General features: G+C 66.0%; 23 protein-coding genes. 14 read left to right on the top strand and 9 right to left on the bottom strand.

Annotated features, from left to right (window positions below; all coding sequences use genetic code 11):
- Positions 1-22 precede the first annotated feature (22 nt).
- From FBZ93_RS29040 to FBZ93_RS29030, 3 genes are all read left to right on the top strand, one after another.
- Positions 23-328, top strand: coding sequence for a nickel-binding protein (locus FBZ93_RS29040; RefSeq protein ID WP_050424385.1), 306 nt, complete (start codon positions 23-25; stop codon positions 326-328).
- Complete coding sequence (locus FBZ93_RS29035) at positions 325-813, top strand: hypothetical protein (protein WP_146990706.1); 489 nt, start codon at positions 325-327, stop codon at positions 811-813. Before FBZ93_RS29040 ends, FBZ93_RS29035 begins: the two co-directional genes overlap by 4 nt.
- 98 nt (positions 814-911) lie before the next feature.
- Entirely contained in the window at positions 912-1,739 is an 828-nt protein-coding gene (locus FBZ93_RS29030) for a class I SAM-dependent methyltransferase (RefSeq protein WP_146990704.1), read from the top strand.
- A 93-nt stretch (positions 1,740-1,832) separates the two neighbouring features.
- On the opposite strand, the gene FBZ93_RS29025 is transcribed toward FBZ93_RS29030, so the two are convergent.
- The 5 genes from FBZ93_RS29025 to FBZ93_RS29005 form a co-directional block, all read right to left on the bottom strand.
- On the bottom strand, positions 1,833-3,398 hold the full coding sequence (locus FBZ93_RS29025) for a FecR domain-containing protein (RefSeq protein ID WP_146990899.1): 1,566 nt from the start codon (positions 3,396-3,398) through the stop codon (positions 1,833-1,835).
- Between the two features lie 156 nt (positions 3,399-3,554).
- Positions 3,555-3,881, bottom strand: a complete 327-nt coding sequence (locus FBZ93_RS29020; protein WP_246667691.1) for a hypothetical protein — start codon at positions 3,879-3,881, stop codon at positions 3,555-3,557.
- Between the two features lie 124 nt (positions 3,882-4,005).
- Positions 4,006-4,653: an inner membrane-spanning protein YciB gene (locus FBZ93_RS29015; RefSeq protein WP_146990700.1), complete on the bottom strand. Its 648-nt coding sequence runs from the start codon at positions 4,651-4,653 to the stop codon at positions 4,006-4,008.
- 130 nt (positions 4,654-4,783) lie between these two features.
- On the bottom strand, positions 4,784-5,884 hold the full coding sequence (locus tag FBZ93_RS29010) for an AraC family transcriptional regulator (protein ID WP_146990698.1): 1,101 nt from the start codon (positions 5,882-5,884) through the stop codon (positions 4,784-4,786).
- 185 nt (positions 5,885-6,069) lie between these two features.
- Positions 6,070-6,828 (bottom strand): DUF2147 domain-containing protein, encoded by a 759-nt coding sequence (locus FBZ93_RS29005; protein WP_146990696.1) that lies wholly within the window; start codon positions 6,826-6,828, stop codon positions 6,070-6,072.
- Between the two features lie 195 nt (positions 6,829-7,023).
- Between FBZ93_RS29005 and FBZ93_RS29000 the strand changes: the two genes are divergently transcribed.
- From FBZ93_RS29000 to FBZ93_RS28980, 5 genes are all read left to right on the top strand, one after another.
- Positions 7,024-7,830: a DUF2147 domain-containing protein gene (locus FBZ93_RS29000; protein WP_146990694.1), complete on the top strand. Its 807-nt coding sequence runs from the start codon at positions 7,024-7,026 to the stop codon at positions 7,828-7,830.
- A 103-nt stretch (positions 7,831-7,933) separates the two neighbouring features.
- Positions 7,934-8,275: a hypothetical protein gene (locus tag FBZ93_RS28995; RefSeq protein ID WP_146990692.1), complete on the top strand. Its 342-nt coding sequence runs from the start codon at positions 7,934-7,936 to the stop codon at positions 8,273-8,275.
- An 811-nt stretch (positions 8,276-9,086) separates the two neighbouring features.
- Positions 9,087-10,301, top strand: a complete 1,215-nt coding sequence (locus tag FBZ93_RS28990) for an extensin-like domain-containing protein (RefSeq protein ID WP_146990690.1) — start codon at positions 9,087-9,089, stop codon at positions 10,299-10,301.
- A 115-nt stretch (positions 10,302-10,416) separates the two neighbouring features.
- Positions 10,417-10,800, top strand: a complete 384-nt coding sequence (locus FBZ93_RS28985; protein ID WP_146990688.1) for a response regulator — start codon at positions 10,417-10,419, stop codon at positions 10,798-10,800.
- A gap of 21 nt (positions 10,801-10,821) precedes the next feature.
- Positions 10,822-11,520, top strand: a complete 699-nt coding sequence (locus FBZ93_RS28980) for an ABC transporter permease (RefSeq protein ID WP_146990686.1) — start codon at positions 10,822-10,824, stop codon at positions 11,518-11,520.
- Here the strand turns inward: FBZ93_RS28980 and FBZ93_RS28975 are convergent.
- Positions 11,494-12,312: an extracellular solute-binding protein gene (locus FBZ93_RS28975; protein WP_146990684.1), complete on the bottom strand. Its 819-nt coding sequence runs from the start codon at positions 12,310-12,312 to the stop codon at positions 11,494-11,496. The two genes, FBZ93_RS28980 and FBZ93_RS28975, sit on opposite strands and share 27 nt — an antisense overlap.
- Positions 12,313-12,506: 194 nt before the next feature.
- Entirely contained in the window at positions 12,507-13,097 is a 591-nt protein-coding gene (locus tag FBZ93_RS28970; RefSeq protein WP_146990682.1) for a TetR/AcrR family transcriptional regulator, read from the bottom strand.
- Between the two features lie 120 nt (positions 13,098-13,217).
- Between FBZ93_RS28970 and FBZ93_RS28965 the strand changes: the two genes are divergently transcribed.
- The 4 genes from FBZ93_RS28965 (at position 13,218) to FBZ93_RS28950 (ending at position 17,724) form a co-directional block, all read left to right on the top strand.
- On the top strand, positions 13,218-13,598 hold the full coding sequence (locus FBZ93_RS28965; RefSeq protein WP_146990680.1) for a DUF4267 domain-containing protein: 381 nt from the start codon (positions 13,218-13,220) through the stop codon (positions 13,596-13,598).
- A gap of 1 nt (position 13,599) precedes the next feature.
- The gene (locus tag FBZ93_RS28960; RefSeq protein ID WP_146990679.1) at positions 13,600-13,920 is read left to right on the top strand and encodes a DoxX family protein; all 321 of its coding nucleotides are present in this window, start codon (positions 13,600-13,602) and stop codon (positions 13,918-13,920) included.
- Positions 13,921-14,061: 141 nt separating this feature from the next.
- Complete coding sequence (locus FBZ93_RS28955; RefSeq protein ID WP_146990677.1) at positions 14,062-14,766, top strand: SDR family oxidoreductase; 705 nt, start codon at positions 14,062-14,064, stop codon at positions 14,764-14,766.
- 285 nt (positions 14,767-15,051) lie between these two features.
- Positions 15,052-17,724 carry a flavin-containing monooxygenase gene (locus FBZ93_RS28950; RefSeq protein WP_146990675.1) on the top strand — a complete coding sequence of 891 codons (2,673 nt, stop codon included), beginning with the start codon at positions 15,052-15,054 and terminating at the stop codon, positions 17,722-17,724.
- A gap of 4 nt (positions 17,725-17,728) precedes the next feature.
- On the opposite strand, the gene FBZ93_RS28945 is transcribed toward FBZ93_RS28950, so the two are convergent.
- Together FBZ93_RS28945 and FBZ93_RS28940 are read right to left on the bottom strand one after the other, a co-directional pair.
- Positions 17,729-18,571 (bottom strand): GNAT family N-acetyltransferase, encoded by an 843-nt coding sequence (locus tag FBZ93_RS28945; RefSeq protein ID WP_146990673.1) that lies wholly within the window; start codon positions 18,569-18,571, stop codon positions 17,729-17,731.
- 186 nt (positions 18,572-18,757) lie between these two features.
- Entirely contained in the window at positions 18,758-19,402 is a 645-nt protein-coding gene (locus FBZ93_RS28940; RefSeq protein ID WP_146990671.1) for a TetR/AcrR family transcriptional regulator, read from the bottom strand.
- A 191-nt stretch (positions 19,403-19,593) separates the two neighbouring features.
- Here FBZ93_RS28940 and FBZ93_RS28935 point away from each other — a divergent pair, with 191 nt between their 5' ends.
- The gene (locus FBZ93_RS28935) at positions 19,594-20,937 is read left to right on the top strand and encodes an HlyD family secretion protein (RefSeq protein WP_167529256.1); all 1,344 of its coding nucleotides are present in this window, start codon (positions 19,594-19,596) and stop codon (positions 20,935-20,937) included.
- A 48-nt stretch (positions 20,938-20,985) separates the two neighbouring features.
- Positions 20,986-22,575 carry a DHA2 family efflux MFS transporter permease subunit gene (locus FBZ93_RS28930; protein WP_146990669.1) on the top strand — a complete coding sequence of 530 codons (1,590 nt, stop codon included), beginning with the start codon at positions 20,986-20,988 and terminating at the stop codon, positions 22,573-22,575.
- Position 22,576 lies beyond the last annotated feature (1 nt).

Here is a 22,576-nt window from a genome sequence, read left to right as displayed (position 1 = left end):
CGTCGCAACTCAGGAGATTTCGATGGAACTCTATGTCATTCGCCGTCCAAGCGCTTGGGCGAACATGGGCGAACTGGAACTCGCCGGCGCAACGTCCGCGCGGATCGGCGACGAGCAGATGCCCGACCGCGTCCGCTGGATCCGCAGCTATGTGGTGCATGAGGCGGATGGTCGCATTGGCACGTTCTGCATATACGAGGCGCGTGACGGTGACTCGATCCGCGAGCACGCGCGCTGCGTCGGCATGCCGGGCGAGGAATTCTACAAGGTCGCGGCAACCGTGGTGGTGCGCGGTGATCCCGTCGAACCGCCCATTGCAGCCGAATGACGCCTGGCGAGGCGTCGCATGGCGCATCCCGGCCAAACCAAGATCCGGGCCGCCATTTCTATTCGATCAAGGAAACGATTATGCCGATTTCATTCATGGAGTCCGTGTCAAGTTCGGTGCGAAGGCATTTTTCAATCCTGCTTTTGCGCATCCGCAGACTAGTCGATCAATCGGTCGCAGGCATGCTCGCGCACCGCGAGCGGCAAGCCAGTGGCTTGATGCCGCGCGGTGGGCGGCGGTCGAAGGCCGCCGGCATCCGTTGCTCCCGACCGATCATTCGAAGCGCAGTGCTCGGGCTGATGATCGCAGGGTTGTCCTCGCCCGTGTTCACGAGAGCGGAGGAGCCTGTCGTTCGCGAGCATCGCGCAGCCCTGGTCAAGCAAGCGGTCCGGACCCAGCATAGCGGGCATGGCTGCAGGCATCGCACCGATTGGAGCATCGTTGCCGCATCCACCATCCCGGCGCTTCTCGGCTATCGCACGTAGCACGCAGCACATTGAAGTCACTGCACCGCACGGTGCGGATTTCCGGCGAAGCCAGCCGCCTCGCCGCGAGCCGCGCTACTTTTTCAAAGGAGAAGCATATGAACGTTCAGACCGAAATCCCTGTCGTCGATCTCGCCGCCGTCAAGGCACGCCAGCAAGCCACCTGGAGTTCGGGTGACTACGCGATCGTCGGCACCACGCTTCAGATCGTCGGCGAAACGCTCTGCGAGGCCGTCGACCTGCGCAGCAATCAAATGGTGCTTGACGTCGCCGCCGGCAACGGCAATGCGACGCTCGCCGCCGCGCGGCGCTTTGCCGACGTGGTCTCGACCGATTACGTCGCGGCGTTGCTCGAACGTGGCCGCGAGCGGGCGGCCGCGGAGCATCTCGCCGTCACCTTCCAGGAAGCGGACGCGGAGAAGCTGCCGTTTGCCGATGCGAGCTTCGATGTGGTGCTGTCGACCTTCGGGGTCATGTTCACCGCCGATCAGCAGCAGGCGGCGAACGAACTGCGCCGCGTCTGCCGCATCGGCGGCAAGATCGGCTTGGCGAGCTGGACGCCGGAGGGCTTCATCGGCCAGCTGTTCAAGACCATCGGGAAATATGTGCCGCCGGCGCCGGGAGTGAAATCTCCCGCGCTGTGGGGCACCGAGGCGCATCTCGGCGCCTTGTTTGGCCCGCCGACGACGGTTGATGCCAAGCGCAGGCATTTCAATTTCCGCTACCGGTCGCGCGAGCATTTCCTCGAGATCTTCCGCACCTATTACGGTCCGGTGCTGAAGGCGTTCGGCTCGATCGATCCCGTCAAGCAGCAATTGCTCGCGACCGACATGCTGGGCCTGATGGACCAGTTCAATGTCGCCAAGGACGGCACGCTGGTCATCCCCAGCGAATATTTGGAGGCTGTGATCACCAGGCGGGGCTGAGCTCGCGCGGGCTATTCGTCGATCTCAGCGTGGCGCCGGCGTTCTCGCCGGCGCCATATTCGTTGGTTCAATCGCAGGAGCCCATGCGATCGCTCAGTTATGGCGCTTGTCCTTGGGCTGCGGCCTCGCCGCACGCGGCGGCGGTGCGCGCCGTTGCTGGAAGGCTGGGCGCGCCTGCTCGGCGGGCCGTTGCATGCCGGGGCGCACGCCTGGTACAGCCTGCTGAATGCCGGGCCGCGCCTGGCCGGGTGCCAGCGGTGCAGGCTGCGTCGCGCCTTGTCGCGGCACACCGGGTTGATGAGCCGGGTGAGTCGCTGGCTGTCCTGGCTGGCGCACGCCGCCCGGCGGCTGTGTGCGTCCGGGCTGCAGCCCGCCCTGACGTGCAGGCGGCTGTTGTCCGCCGGGCTGCGTCGCGCCGCCCTGACGTGCGGGCTGTTGTCCCGCAGGCTGCTGCTGTCCGGCCGGCGTCTGGACGCCGGGCGCGTGCGGCAGCGTGGTGCCGCCGGGCTGGCCGGGCAGCGCGTGCTGTGCGCCGCCTTGTTGCTGCGTGCCCGGCTGCTGCGAGCCTTGCCGTCCGGGTGTGCCGGGTTGCTGCGGCTGGCCGGGACGATTTTGCTGACCGGGCTGCTGCAACTGGCCCGGACGATTCTGCTGACCCGGCTGCTGCGGAGCGTTGCGGTTCTGGCCCGGCAGGCCGTTCTGACGCTGCGGGTTCGGCTGCACCGGCTGGCCGCGGTTCGGATAGGGCGCGGCAGGATTGGTCCGGCGGAAGTCCGGATTGGCTCTGCGGAAGTCGCGCTGCTCGGTCACGACCTGGCGGCCCAGCGTCTGCGCGGAATGCACCGCGCGCACGAAACCCTGGTCGCGCGTCATCTGCTGCGGCGAGATCGTCAGTGGCACGGCGGCAAAGCGGGTGCCGCCGCTGCCGGGACGAATCGCAAAGCCGCTCGCGCCGCGCGTCAGCACGCCGAGCGAGGCGCCTGCGCGGTCGTTGACCTCGATGCGGCCGACATGCCCATCGGCGTCGGGATAGAGCTTGATGCCGACATTGTTGCTGGTCGCGGTGGCGCCTTCGGGCACTTCGACAAGGCCGGTGGTGCCGCGGATGCCGAGGGTTGCGGTCGGCGTCGAGATCTTCATGTCGCCGGTCTTGGCGACGGCGGCGGCGACGAAGGCCGCCGTTCCCTTGGCGACGTTGAACAGCGCGGCGTTCTGCTGGCCGCCGTCCTCGTAGACGTAGTTGTCGATCGTGATCCTGGCATTGGCGCGCAGGTTGAAGGTGGTGCCGTCGTTGAAGGTGATGCCGAGCGAGGAGGTCGCCGATGTGGCGACGTCGTCATTGGCAAAGATGTCGTCGCGGATCTGCAGCGGCGTCGTGGTGTTGTTGCGCGTGACGGTCGCCGTTCCGGTTAGCGTCGCGACGTTGCCGATCGGCTCGGGCGCAGCGGGTTGCGCACTCGCAGCTGGCGGAGCTGCGGGCGCAGGTGTTGCGGGAGCAGGAGTAGCCGGCGTTGCGGTCGGCGCCGGGGTGGCCGAAGGCGCGGGCTGCGCTTGTGCGAGCTGCGTCAGGTCGGGCGCGGCATTGGCCGTTGCATGCCAACCCATGGCGACGCCGGCACCAAGCAGAAGCGCAAAGAGAAAGGTGCGGCGCATCACCATCGATTCCCGGGGAGGCATTGGGGATCGGCAATTGAGCCGCGTCAGGCTGAATGCCGAATGAACGGTCCTGCCTTGTTGTCATGGCGGACCGGAACGATCAAGCACCGCGCTCCCTGCGGGAGGCGGTGCTCATTCGTTGGTCGGGAAGGGGTTGGATCAGCCGCGCTTGTGCGGGGTGATGTTGAGCGGCTTCGCCGGCTTGGCTGCGGGCAAATAGCTTGCGGGCTGGGCGGCGGTGGCGGGCGGCACGTAGTGGAATACGGCCTTGCATCCGTCGCTGAGCAGCGCGCGCTGGCGGACCATGCAGGCGGTGACGCGATCGACATCGGGGATTTCCGAGCTGCACAGCCGCATCGCGTCGCCGGTGCACATCTGCTGCTGCTCGTCGGTGTAGGCATAGGACGCCGAGGTCAACAGACCGAGCGTGAACGCTGTTGCCGCCAGCAGTTTGCCGTGACGAAGCGCGGAAGCGGTGAAAGCCATGGTGTCCCCCTTGTGGTGATCGCGCCGATGCAGCGCGTCGTCGAGCGCATCACTAGGGAGGCTTGGTTTCAGCTTTTCTTCGTGCGCCCGGCAAAATGGTTTCGTCGCGCGCCGGTTTGTTTCGTTAACCGCTCGCGGACGGCGTGAGATCCGCCGTTACGGCACCGCGGGCCGCCGGGGCCCCCTCGAGCGCGAGCACGGCTTCGCGCTCGGCTTCGGGCATGGCGCGGATGCGGCGCCGGGCGGTGAGGCGGAGCGCGGCAAAGCCACCGAGGAACACCACGATCTTGCTGACGATGCCGAAGATCGGCATCACGACGGCCCATGTCGTGATCTCGCAGGTCAGCGCGACGAAGGCGTTCACCGCGGCCGAGACGAACATCAGCCCCGACCAGACGTAGCCGACCTTGACGGCGACATCGGGCACCACTTTCTGCGCGATCGCGGGCAGATAGCGGTTGAGCCAGCCGGGCTTCAGCATCACGACGCCGACGATGGCGTAGATCACGCTCGGCTTGAACAGCACAAAGCGCGGGTCATTGGTGAGGAGCGTCGCGGTGCCCGCGGTGACCACCAGGAACAGGCTCAGCCATTCCATGGTGTCGATCCGCTTGCCGCGCATGATCTGGAGGCCGATCTGCAAGACGCCGAACCCGATGCCGAGGCCGACCGAGAGCGCGGTGTTGTGCGTCAGCAGGAACAGAACAAGAAAGACGAGGGTCGAGGCCAGGTCGAGGGCCAGCAGCCTTGCCGCGGTGAGGAAATGCTTCATGGGCCGTTGCGCTCCGCTTGCCTTTGTCACGCCTGATCACGCCTTGCCGCGACGCGGCGTCTGCGTCGGCGCAGCTAGGCAGATTGTGGGGCTGCAAGCCTATCGATTTCTGAAATCGAGGAGCGAATTCTCACTCCGACCGAACGATTTCCGCCGCATCCGCGGTTTGCCCGGCGATCGCCTGGCGGCGAAACTCGGTCGGCGTCAGCCCGGTGTCAGCCTTGAAGGCGCGGTTGAACGGCGCCAGCGACTGGAACCCGGCATCGAGCGCAATCGTCAGTACCGGCACCTCCGCCTGGCTGGCATCGGCGAGCGCCGCCTTGGCCTCGTCGAGCCGGTAGCGGTTGAGGAAGGCATTGAAGTTCCGGTGGCCGAGCCCGTCATTGATCAGGCTGCGCAACCGGTATTCCGGCATGCCGAGCTTGACCGCGAGCACGCCGATGGTCAGTCCCTCCTGCCGATAGGTCCGCTCGGTCGCCATCAGGTGTCTGAGGTGATTGAGCGCGGCCTGGCTCGACGCCGGCGGGCCGGCATGCGCAAGCGCGCGTGCGCCCCGCGCGGCCTGGCCGTTGCCGCCGGCGACGGCCGGCTGGCTCTCGGGCGGATCGAACAGCATCATCCAGATCGAGATCAGCGCGAACGCGCCAAGGGCGAGCGCGGCGCTGAGGCTGATGGACCGGGTCGGAATTGCGGCGAGGCCAGCCGACGCGGCGAACATCATCTGCAGGCCGATGCCGATCACCAGTGTGATCAGGATCCGGCCGCGCGCCGTCGCCGCGACGGTGCGCCATCCCTTCGGAATTTGCGCGATCCCGAGCGCGGCGAAGGCGATCGTCGCCAGCGCCAGGGCGCGGCCGCACGGCCCGGCGAGATCGGGCCAGATCGTCCAGCAATTATGGCTGATAACGCCAAGACCGGCGAGCAGCGTCCACACCGCCGCGTGCCACGGCCGCAGCGCAAATCGCTCGTCGAACATCGCGCGCGCCCACAGCCAAAAGATCACCGGCGAGCCCATCGCGAAGGCGATGAACGGGGAGCTCCAGCCGAATGACGATGCGGGAAAGAACGGCGCGGTGGAAATCGCGTAGGCCGCGCCGGCTGCGCCCATCGCGGCACCCAAATGCGCGGCGCGATGCACCGCCGCGTAGCGCAGCAGCAGCACCGCGCAAACCACCAGGAACAGCGCGACCACCGCGCCCCGCAGCCCGAGTTCAAGAGCCGTCATCGCCATCGCAAGCCGCCCGCAGGTTCAAATCAACCTCGACACGGCGACGCTTATAGCGCGTCCGGCGATCGACATGAAGCGATCGCCGGGCCGGTACCAACCGTGATCTGAGGTGGCGAGGGGCAAACAACTGATGTCCGCTGGCCGTTTGCACGGCAGCGGACATCAGGGCGATCCGGAAATGCGACGTGCTAGCTGACCCGCTTCCAGGTCTGGCCGCCGCAGAACATGCCGCCGAAGGCGCAGCCCTGCACGCGCATCGCATTCGGGCCCTTCATCGCGATCGTCGAGTCGTAGTTGCGGCCGGAATCGGGATCGTGGATGCGGCCGCTCCACTTGCTGCCGTCGGGCTTCATGTTGATCAGGATGCGTTCGTTGGTCTTCTCGGAATAGCCGCAGAGATTGGCGCCGCAGGCCTCGACACGGACGTTGCCCTTGTTCTCTTCGGTGGCCCAGACGCCGATCGGTCCGGTCGGCGCTGCGGCAACTGTCGCGGCCTGCGGCTGCGGCGGAAGCCGTGTGGCGGCCGGAGCCGCTGCAGGCGCAGCGGGTGCGGCGTCGACCGGCGCGGGGGCCACCGTCGCAACATTCGCCGGTGGCGCAGGGGGCGGAGGCGGCGGCGGGACAGCGGTGGCGACCGGCGCGGCCGGCTGCGGCGCGGCGGCCTGAACCGGCGCGGGGGCGGGCGCCGGCGGCGGCGCGAGCGGCGGCGAGCTCGTCGCGGCGACATCGTCATCATCGTACGACTTCGAGCCGAGAGTCTTGCTGATGCCGCCGATCGTGCCGTTATAGCCCGGCGCCGAGATGCGGATGCAGGACAGTGCGCTGCAGTTGCGCGGCGCCTCGACATGGACGCGCTGGCCGTCGATCTCAAAGGTGATGCCGGTGCCGCCGGCATGCGCTGACGTGGTGGCCATCAGCAGCGCAGCGATCGCAACGAGCTTCTTCATCTGGGTCTCCGTGGCGTTGGGCGGGAGTGGATCGGTCGGTCCGGACGCTACGCGGCCGCGGGGCCAGCCTCTGTGATCTGCATCACGCCGGCGGGCGCAGTCGAGGGATCGTCACGAGCGATCGTCACGGTGACGCAGGTCACTGCGCCGTGAGCACCGCACCCTTAAGCGTCATCGGATGTTCTGGAGGCTTCGATGAAGCGCACCTGCCTGCTCGTCGCGCTGATGCTGCTCGCACCGTTCGCCCATGCCGGCGAGGGCATCTCGTTTTCGATCGGCGGTCATCGCGTCCATCTCGATTCGACGCGGTGCCGCTCGCTCTCCTGCGTCTCGGTGTCGGACAGAGCGAGGCGCGACGATGACAATGGCCGCACGCTGAAGCCGGTGCTCGCACCCGTCACGCCGGCCGCAAGCCCGCCGCCGCCACCGGCTGCGCCACCCGCGCCGCCGCCGGTCATTGTGTACAAGCCCGCTCCGGCCTCGCCGCCGCCGGCTGCTGCGCCATCACCTCCACCGCCGCCGCGCGTGACGACGCCCCAGCCCCCGCCCGTTGTCGCAGCTCCGCCTCCGCCGCCGGCCGCGGTGCCTGCAGCGCCCGTGCGTCCAGCGTTGCCGGTGATCCGCGTCTCGCGCGAGACGGACGAGCCGGACGAGGGCCCGGTCGGCGACTGGCAGACCGAAGCCAACAACCTGGTGCGCGTTCGTCGCTGCGGCAACGCGCTGTGCGGCTATGCGCTCGACAGGACCACGCGCGATCTCGGTGAAGCGGTGCTGATCAACATGAAGCCGAAGCAGGACGCGCGCTGGACCGGCGGCGTCTACAGCCGGGACAGCGGCAACATCCGTTACGGCACGATCGCGTTGACGGGCGCGGACAAATTGCGCGTCGAATCCTGCGTGCTCGGCCGCTTCTATTGCACCGGCGCCGACTGGCTCCGCGTGTCACATTCGCGCGCACGGGTGATCACGCAGGGGCAGCTCCGCCCCGAGCCGCGCTCCTGACTGCGCAAATGTCCAATTTGTAACCGGACGCCTTCGAACCTTCCGTCCCGTCGCGCGCGACCGATAGAGATCAACACTGTCTTCGCAAGCGATGGAGGCAAGCATGAAACGCCTGCGCCTGGCCGCGCTGCTGCTCGCCGGCAGCGTAGCCGCCGCCCATGCCGACAACGACATCTACACCAACATGCTGAAGCAGCGGCACGGCGACGACGCGCTGCATGTCGATGCCGCGGTCTGCGATGCGCAGCTCGGCGCGCCGCAGAACGGCACGCCGACGTCGCGGCAATACAAGAGCTGCATGCGCGCCCGCGGCTGGCGCTTCAGTCACACCATCCGCGAACCGCGCCGCCGCGATGACGGCTATCCCGATCCGGACAATCCCGGGCTCGTCTGCCACGATTTCACGATCGGCGGCATCACCGGATCGAGCTGCTCGAATTTTTGAAATGATGGTGAGGCGCTCTCTGATCCGTCAACCTGAGGAGGCGCGTAGCGCCGTCTCGAAGGATCGACCGCCCGACTGTGGCCGTGCATCCTTCGAGGCTCGCTCCGCTTGCACCTCAGGATGACGGGTGAGTTAGCATCGGCAAAACAGCAAAGCGCCCGGCGGGGGCGGCCGCCGGGTGCTGAACTCACTGCCTGTCGAATGTTCTAGAACACGCCGAGAATGATGGCGCCGACGAAGGCTAACGCGATGTACGCGGCCACAATGCTCAGCTTGCTCAGCAGAGGACTCGCGAAATCCATTGGGAAACTCCCTCGGTTCACACAACGCTGCCCGCACTAACGCAAAAGCTAGCAACTGGTTCCCGGCCGATAAAGTCAGCGGTGCTGTCCGGCCCGGTGTTCCCGCGCAATGCCGCATTGCGGCGCGTGGCTCAAACAGACGCCGAATCAAGGCGTTGAAGCGGTCGCAAATATATTCCAGGGCGTCGCGAAGGAGCTATGCGCCACCAGTACGGGATACCGTCCGTCCGTTCCCGACTTCGGTTGTGATGTTAGAAACAACTATCTCCAGCTGAATTTGCGCCGGACACGGATGTCGAATGCCGATGCGATCTCCGTCACGACACGAGCGGCGATCTCCTCGCATCTCTGTTGCGTGACGCGGCGCCTTCGTCAGTTGCCGACGCAACAAGCACTGGGCAAGGTGCGCGTTGCGTGTCGGGTTCCAGCGCATGGTTAAGAACGCCTGAAATCATTCCATCGAATTGCGTTGAAGAGTCTTTTAATCAAATTCGCAGAACCTCCGCGCCATGACGCGTGGAGTTCGTTTGTATCTCGTCGGCTCCCTTGTCCTTGTGTCGCTTGCTGGTTGCGGCCGCGGTCTGTTCCAGACTGCCGAGCGCGAACCGTGGCGGGCCGAGGCCGAGGCCGCTTGCCTGAAATCAGGCGCGGTCAAAGAAGGACCCGACCTCGTCCGCATCGATCCGATTTCCGGCCCCGGTGTCTGCGGCGCCGAGTTCCCGCTCAAGGTCGCCGCGCTCGGCGAAGCCAGCTCGGCTTACGGATTTGCCGACGACAGCCTGCGTCCACCGGCGTCGGTCGGCAACCAGCCGCGTTGGCCGATCAATCGTCAGCCCAGCCCGCCGCCCGCGCAGGCGCCGTATTCCGATCAGGCCGTCAGCCAGCCGAACTATGGCCGCCAGCCGAACGGACCGGTGTCGCTGTCGGCCCCCGGCGTGCCGCCGCAGCAGGGCGAGATCGACCTGCCGCCGGAAGGCTCGCCCGATGCAAGCGGTGAGCGACCCTATTATCCGGGCCTGCCGCGCAATCCGCAGCGCGAGGGCGCGGCCGCGCCTTATTCACCTGCGCCCTATTCCCAGCAGCCTCAGGACGCGCCGCCGCCGCGGCTCGGTCCGTCGAACGGCAACCCGGTGGGGACGGTCGGCCCGGTCGCGGTGAAGCCGGCGGCGACGCTGGCGTGCCCGATCGTCTCGGTGCTCGAGCGCTGGCTCGCGGATTCCGTGCAGCCGGCGGCACAGCGCTGGTTCGGCGCGCGCGTCGTCGAGATCAAGCAGATCTCGGCCTACTCGTGCCGCGGCATGAACGGCAATTCGCACGCGCATATTTCCGAGCACGCGTTCGGCAATGCGCTCGATATCGCGGCCTTCACGCTGTCTGACGGCCGCCGCATCTCGGTGAAGGATGGCTGGAAGGGTCTGCCGGAAGAGCAGGGCTTCCTGCGCGATGTCCAGGCCGCCGCCTGCCAGCAATTCACCACGGTGCTGGCGCCGGGTTCCAACGTCTATCACTACGACCACATCCATGTGGACCTGATGCGCCGAGCCAGCCGGCGCCTGATCTGCCAGCCCGCCGCCGTCTCCGGCGAAGAGGTCGCGGCGCGCGCCGGCGGCCGTAACCCCTATGCAACGCGCGAACCTTATGTCACAGGATCGCTTGGCGGCAGAAAGCCGGCCCCGCGGGGTAAGGCGGGGGTCAACGAAGAAGACGAATTCGCCGACGAATAGGGACGCGTCTGATACCCGTATTATTACTGGGTGACACCGTGCAAACGGTGGCCACTTTTATTCTGCATATGCTTCGGAGCCGGGAGCGCACCCGGCTGATTTCTGGGGGATAGCTTTGCAAGACGCTCCGATCATTCTCGTCATCGAAGACGATCGTGATCTTCAGATGATGGTGGAGGACGCCCTGAGGGATGGCGGCTACGAGCCGGCGATCGCAGGCTCGGGCGAGGAAGCCCTGACGCTGCTGAAGGCGTTCCGCACCAAATACAGTGCACTGGTCACCGACATCCGCCTGCTGGGCCGGCTCGATGGCTGGCGTGTGGCGCGCGGCGCCCGTGAGATCGATCCGTCGTTCCCGGTACTCTACATCACCGGCGGTGGCGGCGATGAGTGGCCGACGAGGGGCGTGCCCGACAGCGTGCTGCTGAACAAGCCGTTCTCGCCCGACGAGCTGGTTGCGGCGATCGCCAAACTGCTGAAGAACGGCGCGCCGGCCTGAGCGAACGATCGCTTCCGCAAGATGAATGACTTCGCACAGTCGATCACGGCGGCGGTCTCACTGATCGCCGGCCGCGATCCGGAGTTGCTCGGGATTGTGGCACTGTCGTTGCGCGTCAGCCTGTTGGCGAGCCTGCTCGCGCTGCTGATCGGGGCGCCGATCGGCGGCTGGCTCGCGATCTCCAGATTTCGCGGCCGGCAGGCGGTGATCGTGCTGGCCAATGCCTGTCTCGGCCTGCCGCCGGTCGTGGTCGGCCTTGGGCTCTATCTCTTGCTGTCGCGATCGGGGCCGCTGGGCTCCGCCGGTCTGTTGTTCACGCCGACGGCGATGGTGGTGGCGCAGGTCATCCTGGCCACGCCGATCGTGGTGGCGCTGGTGCATCGTCCCATCGCGCTGCTGTGGGCGGAATATGCCGACCTGATCCGGACCGATGGCCTGTCGCGCCTGCGCAGCCTTGCGCTGGTGTTCTCGCTGGGGCGCGCCTCGCTGCTCACCGCGTTCCTCGCCGCCTTCGGCCGCGCCATTGCGGAGGTCGGCGCCATCATCATCGTGGGCGGCAATATCAGCGGCTACACGCGAACGATGACGACCGCGATTGCGCTCGAGACCAGCAAGGGTGAACTGGCGCTTGGTCTCGGTCTTGGTGTGATCCTGCTTGCGCTGAGCGTCAGCGTCAGCACGGTCGCGTTTGTGCTAGTGCGCGGCGTTGGGGAAAAATAGCTGCTCGCCGCCGACCTTGTAGCCGGCGATGATCGACTGCCCGGCCGGCGAGATCAGCCAGTCGATGAAGGCCTGTCCGTCCGCCGCCTTCACCGTCGGATGCTTCGCCGGATTGACCAGCATCACGCCGTACTGATTGAACAGCCGCCGGTCGCCTTCGGTCAGCACGGCGAGCTCGCCGCGGTTCTTGAACGACAGCCAGGTGCCGCGGTCGGACAGCACATAGGCATTCGTCGCCGCCGCCATGTTGAGCGCCGGACCCATGCCCTGGCCGATCTCGCGGTACCATTGCCCCTTTGCGGAAGCGAGATCGACGCCGGCATCCTTCCAGAGCCGCAGCTCGGCCTCGTGTGTTCCGGAACGGTCGCCGCGCGAGACGAAGGGCGATTTGGTCGCGGCAATCTTGCGCAGGGCGTCCGCGACATCCTTGTCGCCGGCGATGTGCGCCGGATCGGCCTTCGGGCCGACGATCACGAAATCATTGTACATCACGTCGTATCGCCTGGTCGCAAAACCCTCGGCCAGGAATTTGTCCTCGGCCACGCGATCGTGCACGAACACGACATCTGCATCGCCGCGCCGTCCGATGTCGAGTGCCTGTCCGGTGCCGACCGCGACCACCTTCACTGCAATGCCCGAGGTCTCCGAAAAGCGCGGCAGGAGATAGCCGAACAGGCCGGACTGCTCGGTCGATGTCGTCGAGGCGACGATGATGGACCGGGTCTGGGCGACGGCGGGACCGGCGAACAGCAGCACGGCCGCGATGACGAGGTGTCGGAGGAGGGAGGTCATGTGGTCCGGATATGGTGAAAGGACAATGCTCACCATGCCTCAATTGATCCGGCGAGGCAAAGCGCACGATTTCCGCGCGACGTGACGGCACTTATTCTGCGTCTACATCACGCTGCGGTATCCCCCTCGAATTCATAGGCCCACCGGCTCATTTTTCCGCGCGAGCAAGTTCGCCAGCAAGCGTCCGAACTGTCTCAGCCACCAGCACGCGGCCTCTTTCCTGAAACGACGATCGCCCGCACAACAAGCGCGATGCGCTCGTTGCGCGCGCTGGGCCGAATTCTGCCTGAACGTTCGAGTGTGGCGACCCCATGAAGGGCTGCCCAAAACGTCTCGGTCACGTCGGCGACCTCGACGCAAAACGGCGCGACGACCGCCGCAAGTGCTTCGAAACCGGCCCGCAGTTCGGGTCTGGTGCCAGCTTCGGCGAACCGCAAATCCGTTGGCAGGACAAACATGGCGTCGTAAAGCGCGGGACGATCCAGCGCAAAGGCGAGATAGGCCAGAGCGACGTTCTTGAGTGCGTTTCGTCCCGTCGATCCGCTCGCCGCGTCGCGAAGTGCGGCCGTGAGTTCCTTGAAACCCTCGACTGCAACTGCCGCAACGATCGCATCCCGGTTCGTGAAATGGGAGTAGAGGACAGGCTGGCTGTATTCGATCTCGTCGGCGAGGCGGCGGACCGTAACGGCATCCCATCCTTCGCGCTCCGCGATCGCCCGCGCGGCCGCGACAATGCGCTGCTCGCGCGCAGCCCGGTCTCTGCCTTTTCGCTCAGCGGTACCCAATCCTCGATCTCCCGAATCTGGAAGGTTCAACCATTTCAAAATCATACCGATGCTTGACAATCTAGCAATGCTATTTATCTAGCAATGCTAGATATCCTTTACTAGAAGGAGAACAGAGTGATGCAATGGCTTGCGCTCGGCACGGGACTGCTCGTCGCCCTCGGAATTATCGCGATCGGCATCGGCTACGTCGCGAGCCCGAGGACCATGACGCGCAGTTTCGGTCTGCCGCTTCCCGAAAGCGGCACCAACATCGCCTGGTGGCTTCGCCTCAAAGGGGTGCGTGACGTTGTCGCGGGATTGGTCGTGCTGGCGTTCATGGCGTTCGGCACTCCGAGAGATGTCGGCCTCATCCTGCTTGTTGAAGCCATCATCCCGGTCGGCGACATGCTGCTCATTCTCGCCGCGAAAGGCTCCCCAAAGAGTGCCTTCGGGATGCACGGTCTCACGGCGGTGATCATGATCCTTGCCGCTATCCCCTTGATCATGGGAGCAGCCTGAGATGATGCATGCCATTTCAATCTGGCTCCTCGCTGCCGGCTTCTTTGGCGCAGTCGTCTTCAACGCGATCAGCACGTCCGCGACGCAAAGCGATTTCGCCCGGTGGGGTTACCCGATCTGGTGGGGGATTCTTACCGGTGGACTGGAAATCATCAGCGCCGTTCTGATTGCGCTTCCCGTCAGCCGCATTGTCGGCATCGCCCTCGGGGCGGCTATCATTGTGGCCGCGGTTTTCACTGTTCTACGCCACCGCGACTTCTCGCACCTCGTACCGCTTGGCGTCTTCGTCGTCTTGATTGCGCTTGCCGCGACCTCGTCGTGAGCGCCGACATCACCCTGGGTGTCGCGCGGCGCGATCCTTGATGATAGACCTGAGCATGATCCGGAAAAGTGCGAAGCGGTTTTCCGAAAAGATCATGCTCAAATATCAGCATCGGCCTCGTCACCAACAGGGATATCAGTCATGGCAGCAGGGAAAGTCGCACTCGTCACCGCGGGCGGCAGCGGCATGGGCGCTGCTGCGGCGCGGCGGTTGGCCGCAGATGGATTTCGCGTTGCGATCCTGTCGTCGTCGGGCAAGGGCGAAGCGCTGGCCAGCGAGCTCGGCGGCCTCGGCTTCACCGGCTCGAACCGTTCCAACGATGATCTGAAGCGCGCCGTCGACGGCGTGATGGTGCGCTGGGGCCGCATCGACGCGCTGGTCAACAGCGCCGGCCACGGCCCGCGTGCGGGCGTGCTCGAATTGACCGATGAGCAGTGGCACGTCGGTCTCGACGTCTATCTGATGAACGTGATCCGTCCGACGCGCCTCGTCGCACCTCACATGCAGGCGCAGAAATCGGGCGCGATCGTCAATATCTCCACCGCCTGGGCCTTCGAGCCGAGCGCGATGTTTCCGACCTCGGCGGTGTTCCGCGCCGGGCTCGCCGCGTTCACCAAGCTGTTCACCGACAGCTACGCCGCCAGCAATGTCCGCATGAACAATGTGCTGCCGGGCTGGATCGACAGCCTGCCGGCAACCGACGAGCGCCGCGACAGCGTGCCGATGAAGCGCTACGGCAAGGCGGAGGAGATCGCCGCGACCATCGCCTTCCTGGTCTCCGACGGCGCGGGCTACATCACCGGCCAGAACATCCGCGTCGATGGCGGATTGATGCGGTCGATTTGAGGCGTGTGCCAAACCCGTCATCCTGAGGAGCCGCGAAGCGGCGTCTCGAAGGATGTACGGCCCCGCTGGTGGCCGTCGACCCTTCGAGACGCGCGCAAGGGCGCGCTCCTCAGGGTGACGGATCAGAGTTTGCAACCGCGTCGACACTTGCGTCCACACGCTGCGCATCCTGCTCCAGGCCGCGCACGTCACAATTGCGGCGACCTCAGATTGCGTTTGTCGTGATGACAAACTGAAAGCACAAGGCTAGCCTTCCGCAAAATCAAAACATACGGGAGGAATGGCATGCCAGACGCAGCAGTTGCAGCACGCGCTTCGGACTCCACGCACAGCGGAACCACGCAGCAAGTCGACGTCGCGGTCGTCGGCGCCGGTTTCGCGGGTCTCTATCTGCTGCATCGGCTGCGCAAGGCGGGCTTCTCGGCAGTCGCGCTCGAAGAGGGCGCCGATGTCGGCGGCACCTGGTACTGGAACAGGTATCCCGGCGCGCGTTGCGACATCCAGACCATCGATTACAGCTACACGTTCGATCCGGAGCTCGATCAGGCGTGGACCTGGTCGGAGAAATACGCGACCCAGCCGGAGATCCTGCGCTATCTCGGCTTCGTTGCCGACCGCTACGATCTGCGCCGCGATATCAGGTTCGGCACCAAGGTCACGCAGGCGACCTGGGATGACGCGACCGCGCGCTGGCAGATCTCGACCAACAACGGCGCCAATGTCTCCTGCCGCTACTACATCATGGCGACCGGCTGCCTGTCGTCGCCGAAGCCGCCGGAGATCGACGGCGTCAAGGACTTCAAGGGCGAAATCTATTTCACCGGCCGCTGGCCGCATCAGGGCGTCGATCTCAAGGGCAAGCGCGTCGCCGTGATCGGCACCGGATCGTCGGGCATCCAGTCGATCCCGTTGATCGCCGAGCAGGCCGCGCAACTCACCGTGTTCCAGCGCACGCCGAATTTCGCATTGCCCGCCGGCAACGGCCCGTCGCCGGAGGATCGCAAGACCTATTTCGAAACCGACCGCGCCGCCTATCGCGAGCAGGCGCGCTGGTCGATGGCCGGCGTGCCCTATCCGCAGCAGACCGTTGTGAGCTGGCAATTGAGCGATGCCGAACGCCGCGAGCGGTTCGAGAAGGCGTGGGCGGCGGGTGACCTCGTGCACATCCTGACCCAGCTGTGGGCCGACCAGGCGGTCGATGTCGACGGCAACAAGCTCGTCGCTGACCTGATCCGCGAGAAGATCGGCGCCGTGGTCAAGGATCCGGAGACCGCCGCGGCGCTGGCCCCGCACGATCATCCGTTCGGCGCCAAGCGTCCCTGCCTCGATACCAATTACTATGCGACCTACAACCGCCCGAACGTCACGCTGGTAAACCTGCGGCAGGAGCCGATCAAGGCGATCACCGCCAGCGGCATCTCGACCAACGGGCGCAGCTTCGATGTCGACGTCATCGTGTTCGCCACCGGCTTCGACGCGATGACCGGCGCGATCATGGCTGTGCATCCGATCTCCGGCCGCGGCGGCAAGTCGCTGTCGGATGTCTGGGCGCACGGACCGCAGACCTATCTCGGCGTCACCGTCGCGGGCTTCCCCAATTTGTTCATGATCACCGGCCCGGGCAGCCCGTCGGTGCTGTCGAACATGGCGGTCTCGATCGAGCAGCATGTCGACTGGGTGGTCGAGCGGATCGCCGCGCTGCGCGATGCCGGCTTCACCACGATGGAGGCAACCGAGGCCGCGCAGGCCGGCTGGGAACGCCACATGGCCGATTGCGCGACGCTGACGCTGCACCGGCTCGCCAACACCTGGTACACGGGCGCCAACGTGCCCGGCAAGCCGCAGGGCGTGATGCCTTACACGGGTGGCGTCGGTCCGTATCGCAGCATCTGCAACGAGGTGGTCGGCCGCGGCATGCTGGGCTTTAGGCTCTCGGGCCCCGGCGTTGCCGAGCAGTGCAATGACGGCGAGATCGTGCGGCTGCAGCCGGACGTGCGGCTGGTGCTGAACCTGCTCGGCGAGATGAACCTGCCGCCGCTCGAGACGATGGGCGCGCAGGGCGCGCGCGACTTCCTCACCGAGTTCAACAAGGGCCGTCCCGCGGGACGACCGGTCGGCGAGGTCGGCACCGGCCTGCTGCAGGGCGCGGACGGCCCGCTGCCTTACAAGCTGTATCGGCCATCGACGCCGGGGCCGCATCCGGTCGTGGTGTATTTCCACGGCGGCGGCTGGGTGCTCGGCGACGAGCTGTCGGACGACCCGTTCTGCCGCGATCTATGCCGGCGCACCGGCATGATCATCGTCAGCGTCGGCTATCGCCACGCGCCCGAGCATCGCTTCCCGGCCGCGGCCGAGGACGGCTATGCGGCGACGCGCTGGATCGCGGCCCACACCGCCGAGCTCGGCGGCAGGGCCGGTCCGGTGCTGGTCGCGGGCTGGAGCGCCGGCGGCAACATCGCGGCCGTCACCTGCCAGTTGGCGCGCGATCGCGGCGGGCCGGAGATCGCAGGCCAGCTCCTGATCTGCCCGGTCACCGACTCGACCTTCGACCGGCCATCCTATGTCGACAACGCGGCCGGCTATTTCCTGACCCGCGGGCTGATGTTCTGGTTCTGGGATCTGTACTGCTCGCCGGCCGACCGCACCGATCCACGCGTCGCGCCGCTGCGCGGCAAGCTCGAAGGCCTGCCGCCGGCGTTCATCGCGACCAGCGAGTTCGATCCGCTGCGCGACGAGGGCATTGCCTATGGCGACGCGCTGATCAAGGCCGGCGTCAAGGTCGAGCAGCTCAAGGCGCAAGGTCACTTCCACTCGTCGTTCGTGATGGTCGACGTCATCATCACCGGCGTTAGCGGCCGCGTGAAGATGGCGAAGGCGCTGAGGCGCTTCGCCGGATTGCCCGAGGAGTTGGAGCAGGACAACGTCGCCGCGCCGAAGGTCAACGCGGCCGCGAACTAGAGCGCTAGCCGAGCTCGAATGTCGTGACGCCGAACACGCGATCGATCCGCAATGGCTTGATCGCACCGGTGTACATCCGCGCCGTCTCGAACACCGGCGAAAGTCCGAGGCCTTGCGCCAGCGCGACGGCGTCGCGGTTGATGGCGGGGACATCGAGGAAGATGTCGCCGCCGCCTGCGCTCGCCAGCAACGCCGCCACGATGGCCTCGGCGCCAGTGCGGTCATCGGCAATGAGCGGACCGATCTTGCGGCCGGTGCGGCACGGACGGATCACGGCCCAGCCGGCCAGCCTGCCGTCGCGCAGCAGCGCGCGTCCGATATGCCCTGGTGTGTTGATCCAGGCGCGCAGGAATGCCGGGCGGGGAGCCGGAAACACCGTCGCGTCATCGGCCTCGATCAACGCCATGGGTACATCGGTCAGCGCGACGACGTCAGTGCCCAGCGCCGGAGGCGCTGCGACCGTGCCGCCATAGCGCACATTGGCGTAAGCGAGCGCGAACCCGGACTTCCGGTAGTTTGCCTGCTGCGCCACCACGCCATCGAGGCCGATCACGCGCGGGCGCGCATGCGCGATGGCCGCATTCCAGATCTTCAGACCGTAGCCGCGGCCGCGCAGATCCGGGCGCACGATGTAGAATCCCAGGAAGGAAAACTGCGTGCCGTAGTTGACGCAGGAGATCACCGCGGCGGGCTCGCCATCGAGCTCGCCGATAAAGAAGCCCTGCGGGTCCTCGGCGGCGAAGCAGGGCGCATCGGCGAGACCGGGATTCCAGCCCTCTGCCGCCGCCCAATCCACCGCGAGCGGAATCTCGTCGGATCGCATATGCCGGATGGTGAGGTCGTTCATGGCGGATGTTCACCTCGGATTGGCGTCGCACTCGCCATGGTAGCGCGCCAATGCGTCCCCGTCATTGCGAGGAGCGCAGCGACGAAGCAATCCATCTCTGCGCGTAGTGAAGCATGGATTGCTTTGCGGAGCCTGTCATCGGGCGCGCGTTTGCGCGACCCGTTGGCTCGCAGTGTCGGTAAGAGATCAGTTCGTCTGCTTCGGCCGGTACGCCGCAAAGAACACGCGCGTCGCGCTGTCGACGACGGTCGCGATCCGCTCCGGCGAGGGCGACGGGTTGGCCTGGAAGATGAACGCCTGGAACAGCGTCGCCTGACACATCTGCATGAACTGCCAGGCCGCCAGCTGGGTATCGTCCATCGCGAGTTCACCGAGCGCGGCGCGCGCTTCGAGATAAGCGGCGAAGCGGTCGACGGTGTGCGCGATCACATGCGTGTAGAACCGGCTGCCGAGCTCGGGCATCCGCTCGGCGATCGCCATCACGGTGCGGATCGCCGAGCCGCCGCCGGGCCGGCACAGCAAGGCGACATAGGCGCGGCCGAATTCGGGGAGGGTGGTGTCGACGTCGCGCGCCGGGTCGAAATTGAAGGCGACCTTGCCCTGCTCGAGCTTCTCCTCCTCGACGATCGCCGCGAACAGCCCGGCCTTGTCGGGGAAATACACGTAGAGCGTGCCCTTGGAGACGGCAGCGGCGCGAGCGATCTCGCCCATGCTGGCACCGTCGAAGCCGAGTTCCAGGAACACCTTGCGGGCGCCGTCCAGGATCTGGCGGCGTTTCGAGGATTCTTCCTCGCCGACGGCCTGGAGCGAGGTTCGGGGGGCTGCAACCATTGATTTAGCTTCTCGCGAAAGAACTCAACCTGGAATGAACCAACGGGAGAATCGAACCATTACAATCCGCTAGGTGGGAATATAGATTGACCGAACCGTTCGGTCAATGGTATTGGAGGGAGTGACGATGCGCCGCACGGCCCTTATTCCGCCATTGCGGGCGTCAAGATTTTTGGTGGGGAGCCTCGGCTATGGCCGCAGCACGGGATCAGGCTGCACGCATTGTTCGTTCCGGGCCTGAGGTGGCCGGGGACGCGATTGCGCGCGACGCATCGGCCAATCTCGACGATCAGGCGCGGGTTGACGAAGCCAAGGGACTTGAAGCCAAGAGTCCTGAAGCCAAGGGTCCTGAAGCCAGGGGCCCCGCCGACAAGCGCCCCGCTGAAGCGCCGCCCGCTTCTGCGCCCGAGCAGCCGGCGGCTTCGCCCGCCGCCGCTGCGCCGAAATCCGGCAAGCGCAGATTTGTGTTGATGGGCATTGTCGGCCTGCTCGCGATCGCCGCCGCAAGCTATGCCGCCTATTACCTGATGGTCGGGCGCTTCTATGTCTCGACCGACGACGCCTATGTCCGCGCCAACAACACCATGCTCGGCGCGCGCGTCGCGGGCCATATCGCGGCGATCCTGCCCGGCGATAACGCGCTGGTGCGCGCCGGCGAAGTGATCTTCCGGATCGATGACGGCGACTATCGCATTGCGGTCGACGCCGCCCGCACCAGGATCGGGACGCAGCAGGCGACCATCGAGCGGATCGGCCGCCAGGTTGCGGCCGCGGTCAGCTCGGTCGAGCAGGCGCAGGCGCAGCTGGTGTCCGCGCAGGCCGGCCTGAAGCGCGCCGATCTCGATTACGATCGCCAGCAGGCGTTGAGCACCAAGGGCTTTGCCTCGCGCGCCACCTTCGAAGTGTCCGAAGCCGGCCGCGACCAGGGTGCGGCAGCGGTGCGCTCGGCGCAGGCGGCGTATGATGCCGCCAAGGACAATGTCGAGGTGACCAAGGCGCAGCAGGCCGAGGCCCGCGCCCAGCTCGCCGAATTGCAGACCCAGCTCGCCAAGGCCGAGCGCGATCTCGATTTCACCCAGGTGCGCGCGCCGGTCGACGGCACCTTCTCCAACCGCCTGGTCAACACCGGCGATTACATCAATGTCGGCCAGCGGCTCGGCAACGTGGTGCCGCTCGACGGCGTCTTCATCGACGCCAACTATAAAGAGACCCAGCTCAAGCGCATCCGCACCGGGCAGCGGGTGACGATCAAGGTCGACGCCTACGGCTTCCGCAAGTTCACCGGCATCGTCGACAGCATTTCGCCGGCGGCGGGCTCGGTGTTCACGCTGCTGCCGCCCGACAACGCCACCGGCAACTTCACCAAGATCGTGCAGCGCCTGCCGGTGCGCATCCGCGTGCCGAACAGCGTCGCCAAGCAGGGCATGCTGCGCGCCGGGATGTCGGTCTACACCACGGTCGACACCCGCGAAGGCGCGGCCGACGCTGACGCCGATACCGACCTCGACGCGCCGATGATGATCCATCCGCAGTGATGTCTTGCAGCCTCGGACGCAGTCCGAGGCTCGGAGCCTGATGAGCCCATGGCCGACGCGACCACTGCTTCGCCCTCGATGATGACCGGCGCTTCGGAGTCCGAGCGCATCCAGCCGAAGCGGCTGTTTGCCTTCATCATCATGGTGTTCGGCATGTTCATGGCGATCCTGGACATCCAGGTCGTCTCGGCCTCGCTCACCGAGATCCAGGCCGGCCTGTCGGCGTCCTCGACCGAAGTGTCGTGGGTGCAGACCGCCTATCTGATCGCCGAGGTGATCGCGATCCCGCTGTCCGGCTTCCTGTCGCGCGCGCTCGGCACAAGGCTGTTGTTTGCGATCTCGGCGTTCGGCTTCACGGCGTCCAGCCTGTTTTGCGGCTTCGCCTCCACGATCGAGCAGATGATCCTGTGGCGCGCGCTGCAAGGTTTCCTCGGCGCCGGCATGATCCCGACGGTGTTCGCCTCGGCCTACACCATCTTCCCGCGCTCCAAGTTCTATATCGTGGCGCCGGTCATCGGGCTGGTCGCGACGCTGGCACCGACCGTCGGGCCGACGGTCGGCGGCTACATCACCGATCTGATGTCGTGGCACTGGCTGTTCTTCATCAACATCGTGCCCGGCGTCATCATCACGATCGGTGTGCTGTGGCTGATCGATTTCGACCAGCCGAACTTCGCGCTGCTCGACCGGTTCGACTGGTGGGGCCTGATCTTCATGGGCGGCTTCCTCGGCTCGCTCGAATATGTGCTCGAGGAAGGCCCGCAATACGAGTGGCTGCAGGACACCTCGGTGGCGATCTGCGCCGCGATCGGCTTCGTCTCGGCGGTCGCCTTCTTCTGGCGGGTGCTGACCGCGGAGGAGCCGATCGTCGATCTCTATGCCTTCTCCAACCGCAACTTCGCGGTCGGCTGCGTGCTGCAATTCTGCATCGGCATCGGGCTCTATGGCCTGACCTACGTCTATCCGCGCTATCTCGCCGAGATCCGCGGCTACAGCGCGCTGATGATCGGCGAGACCATGTTCATCTCAGGCATGACGATGTTCTTCATGGCGCCGGTGGTCGGCCGGCTGATGCAGAAGGTCGATCTGCGCTACATCATCGCCTTCGGCCTCGTCACCTTCGCGCTCGGCTCCTGGCAGATGACTTGGATCACCCGCGAGTACGATTTCTACGAGCTGCTCGTGCCGCAGATCCTGCGCGGCATCGGCATGATGTGCGCGATGGTGCCGACCAACAACATCGCACTCGCGACGCTACCGCAGGACCGCGTCAAGAACGCCTCCGGCCTGTTCAACCTGATGCGCAATCTCGGCGGCGCGGTCGGGCTCGCCTTGATCAACGAGGCGCTCAACGACCGCACCGATCTGCACATCTCGCGGCTGCAGGATCGCGTCACCTGGGGCAATACGACCGCGGTCGAGACCCTCAACAATTTCGCCCAGCGCCTGCAGGGCATGGGCGATGCCACCACCATGGCGATGAAGCAGCTGTCGCAGCTCGTGCACCGCCAGGCGCAGGTGATGAGCTACGGCGACGCCTTCTTCATGCTGTCGCTGTTCTATGTCGGCCTCAGCCTGCTGGTGCTGTTCGTCAACAAGCCGCCGTCGATGACCGCAGGCGGCGGCGACGCGCATTGAG

The organism is Bradyrhizobium macuxiense (assembly GCF_007993935.1).
Taxonomy (GTDB): domain Bacteria; phylum Pseudomonadota; class Alphaproteobacteria; order Rhizobiales; family Xanthobacteraceae; genus Bradyrhizobium; species Bradyrhizobium macuxiense_A.
Note: the sequence above shows the minus strand (reverse complement) of the source record. Positions and strands in the feature narration are given on the sequence as shown.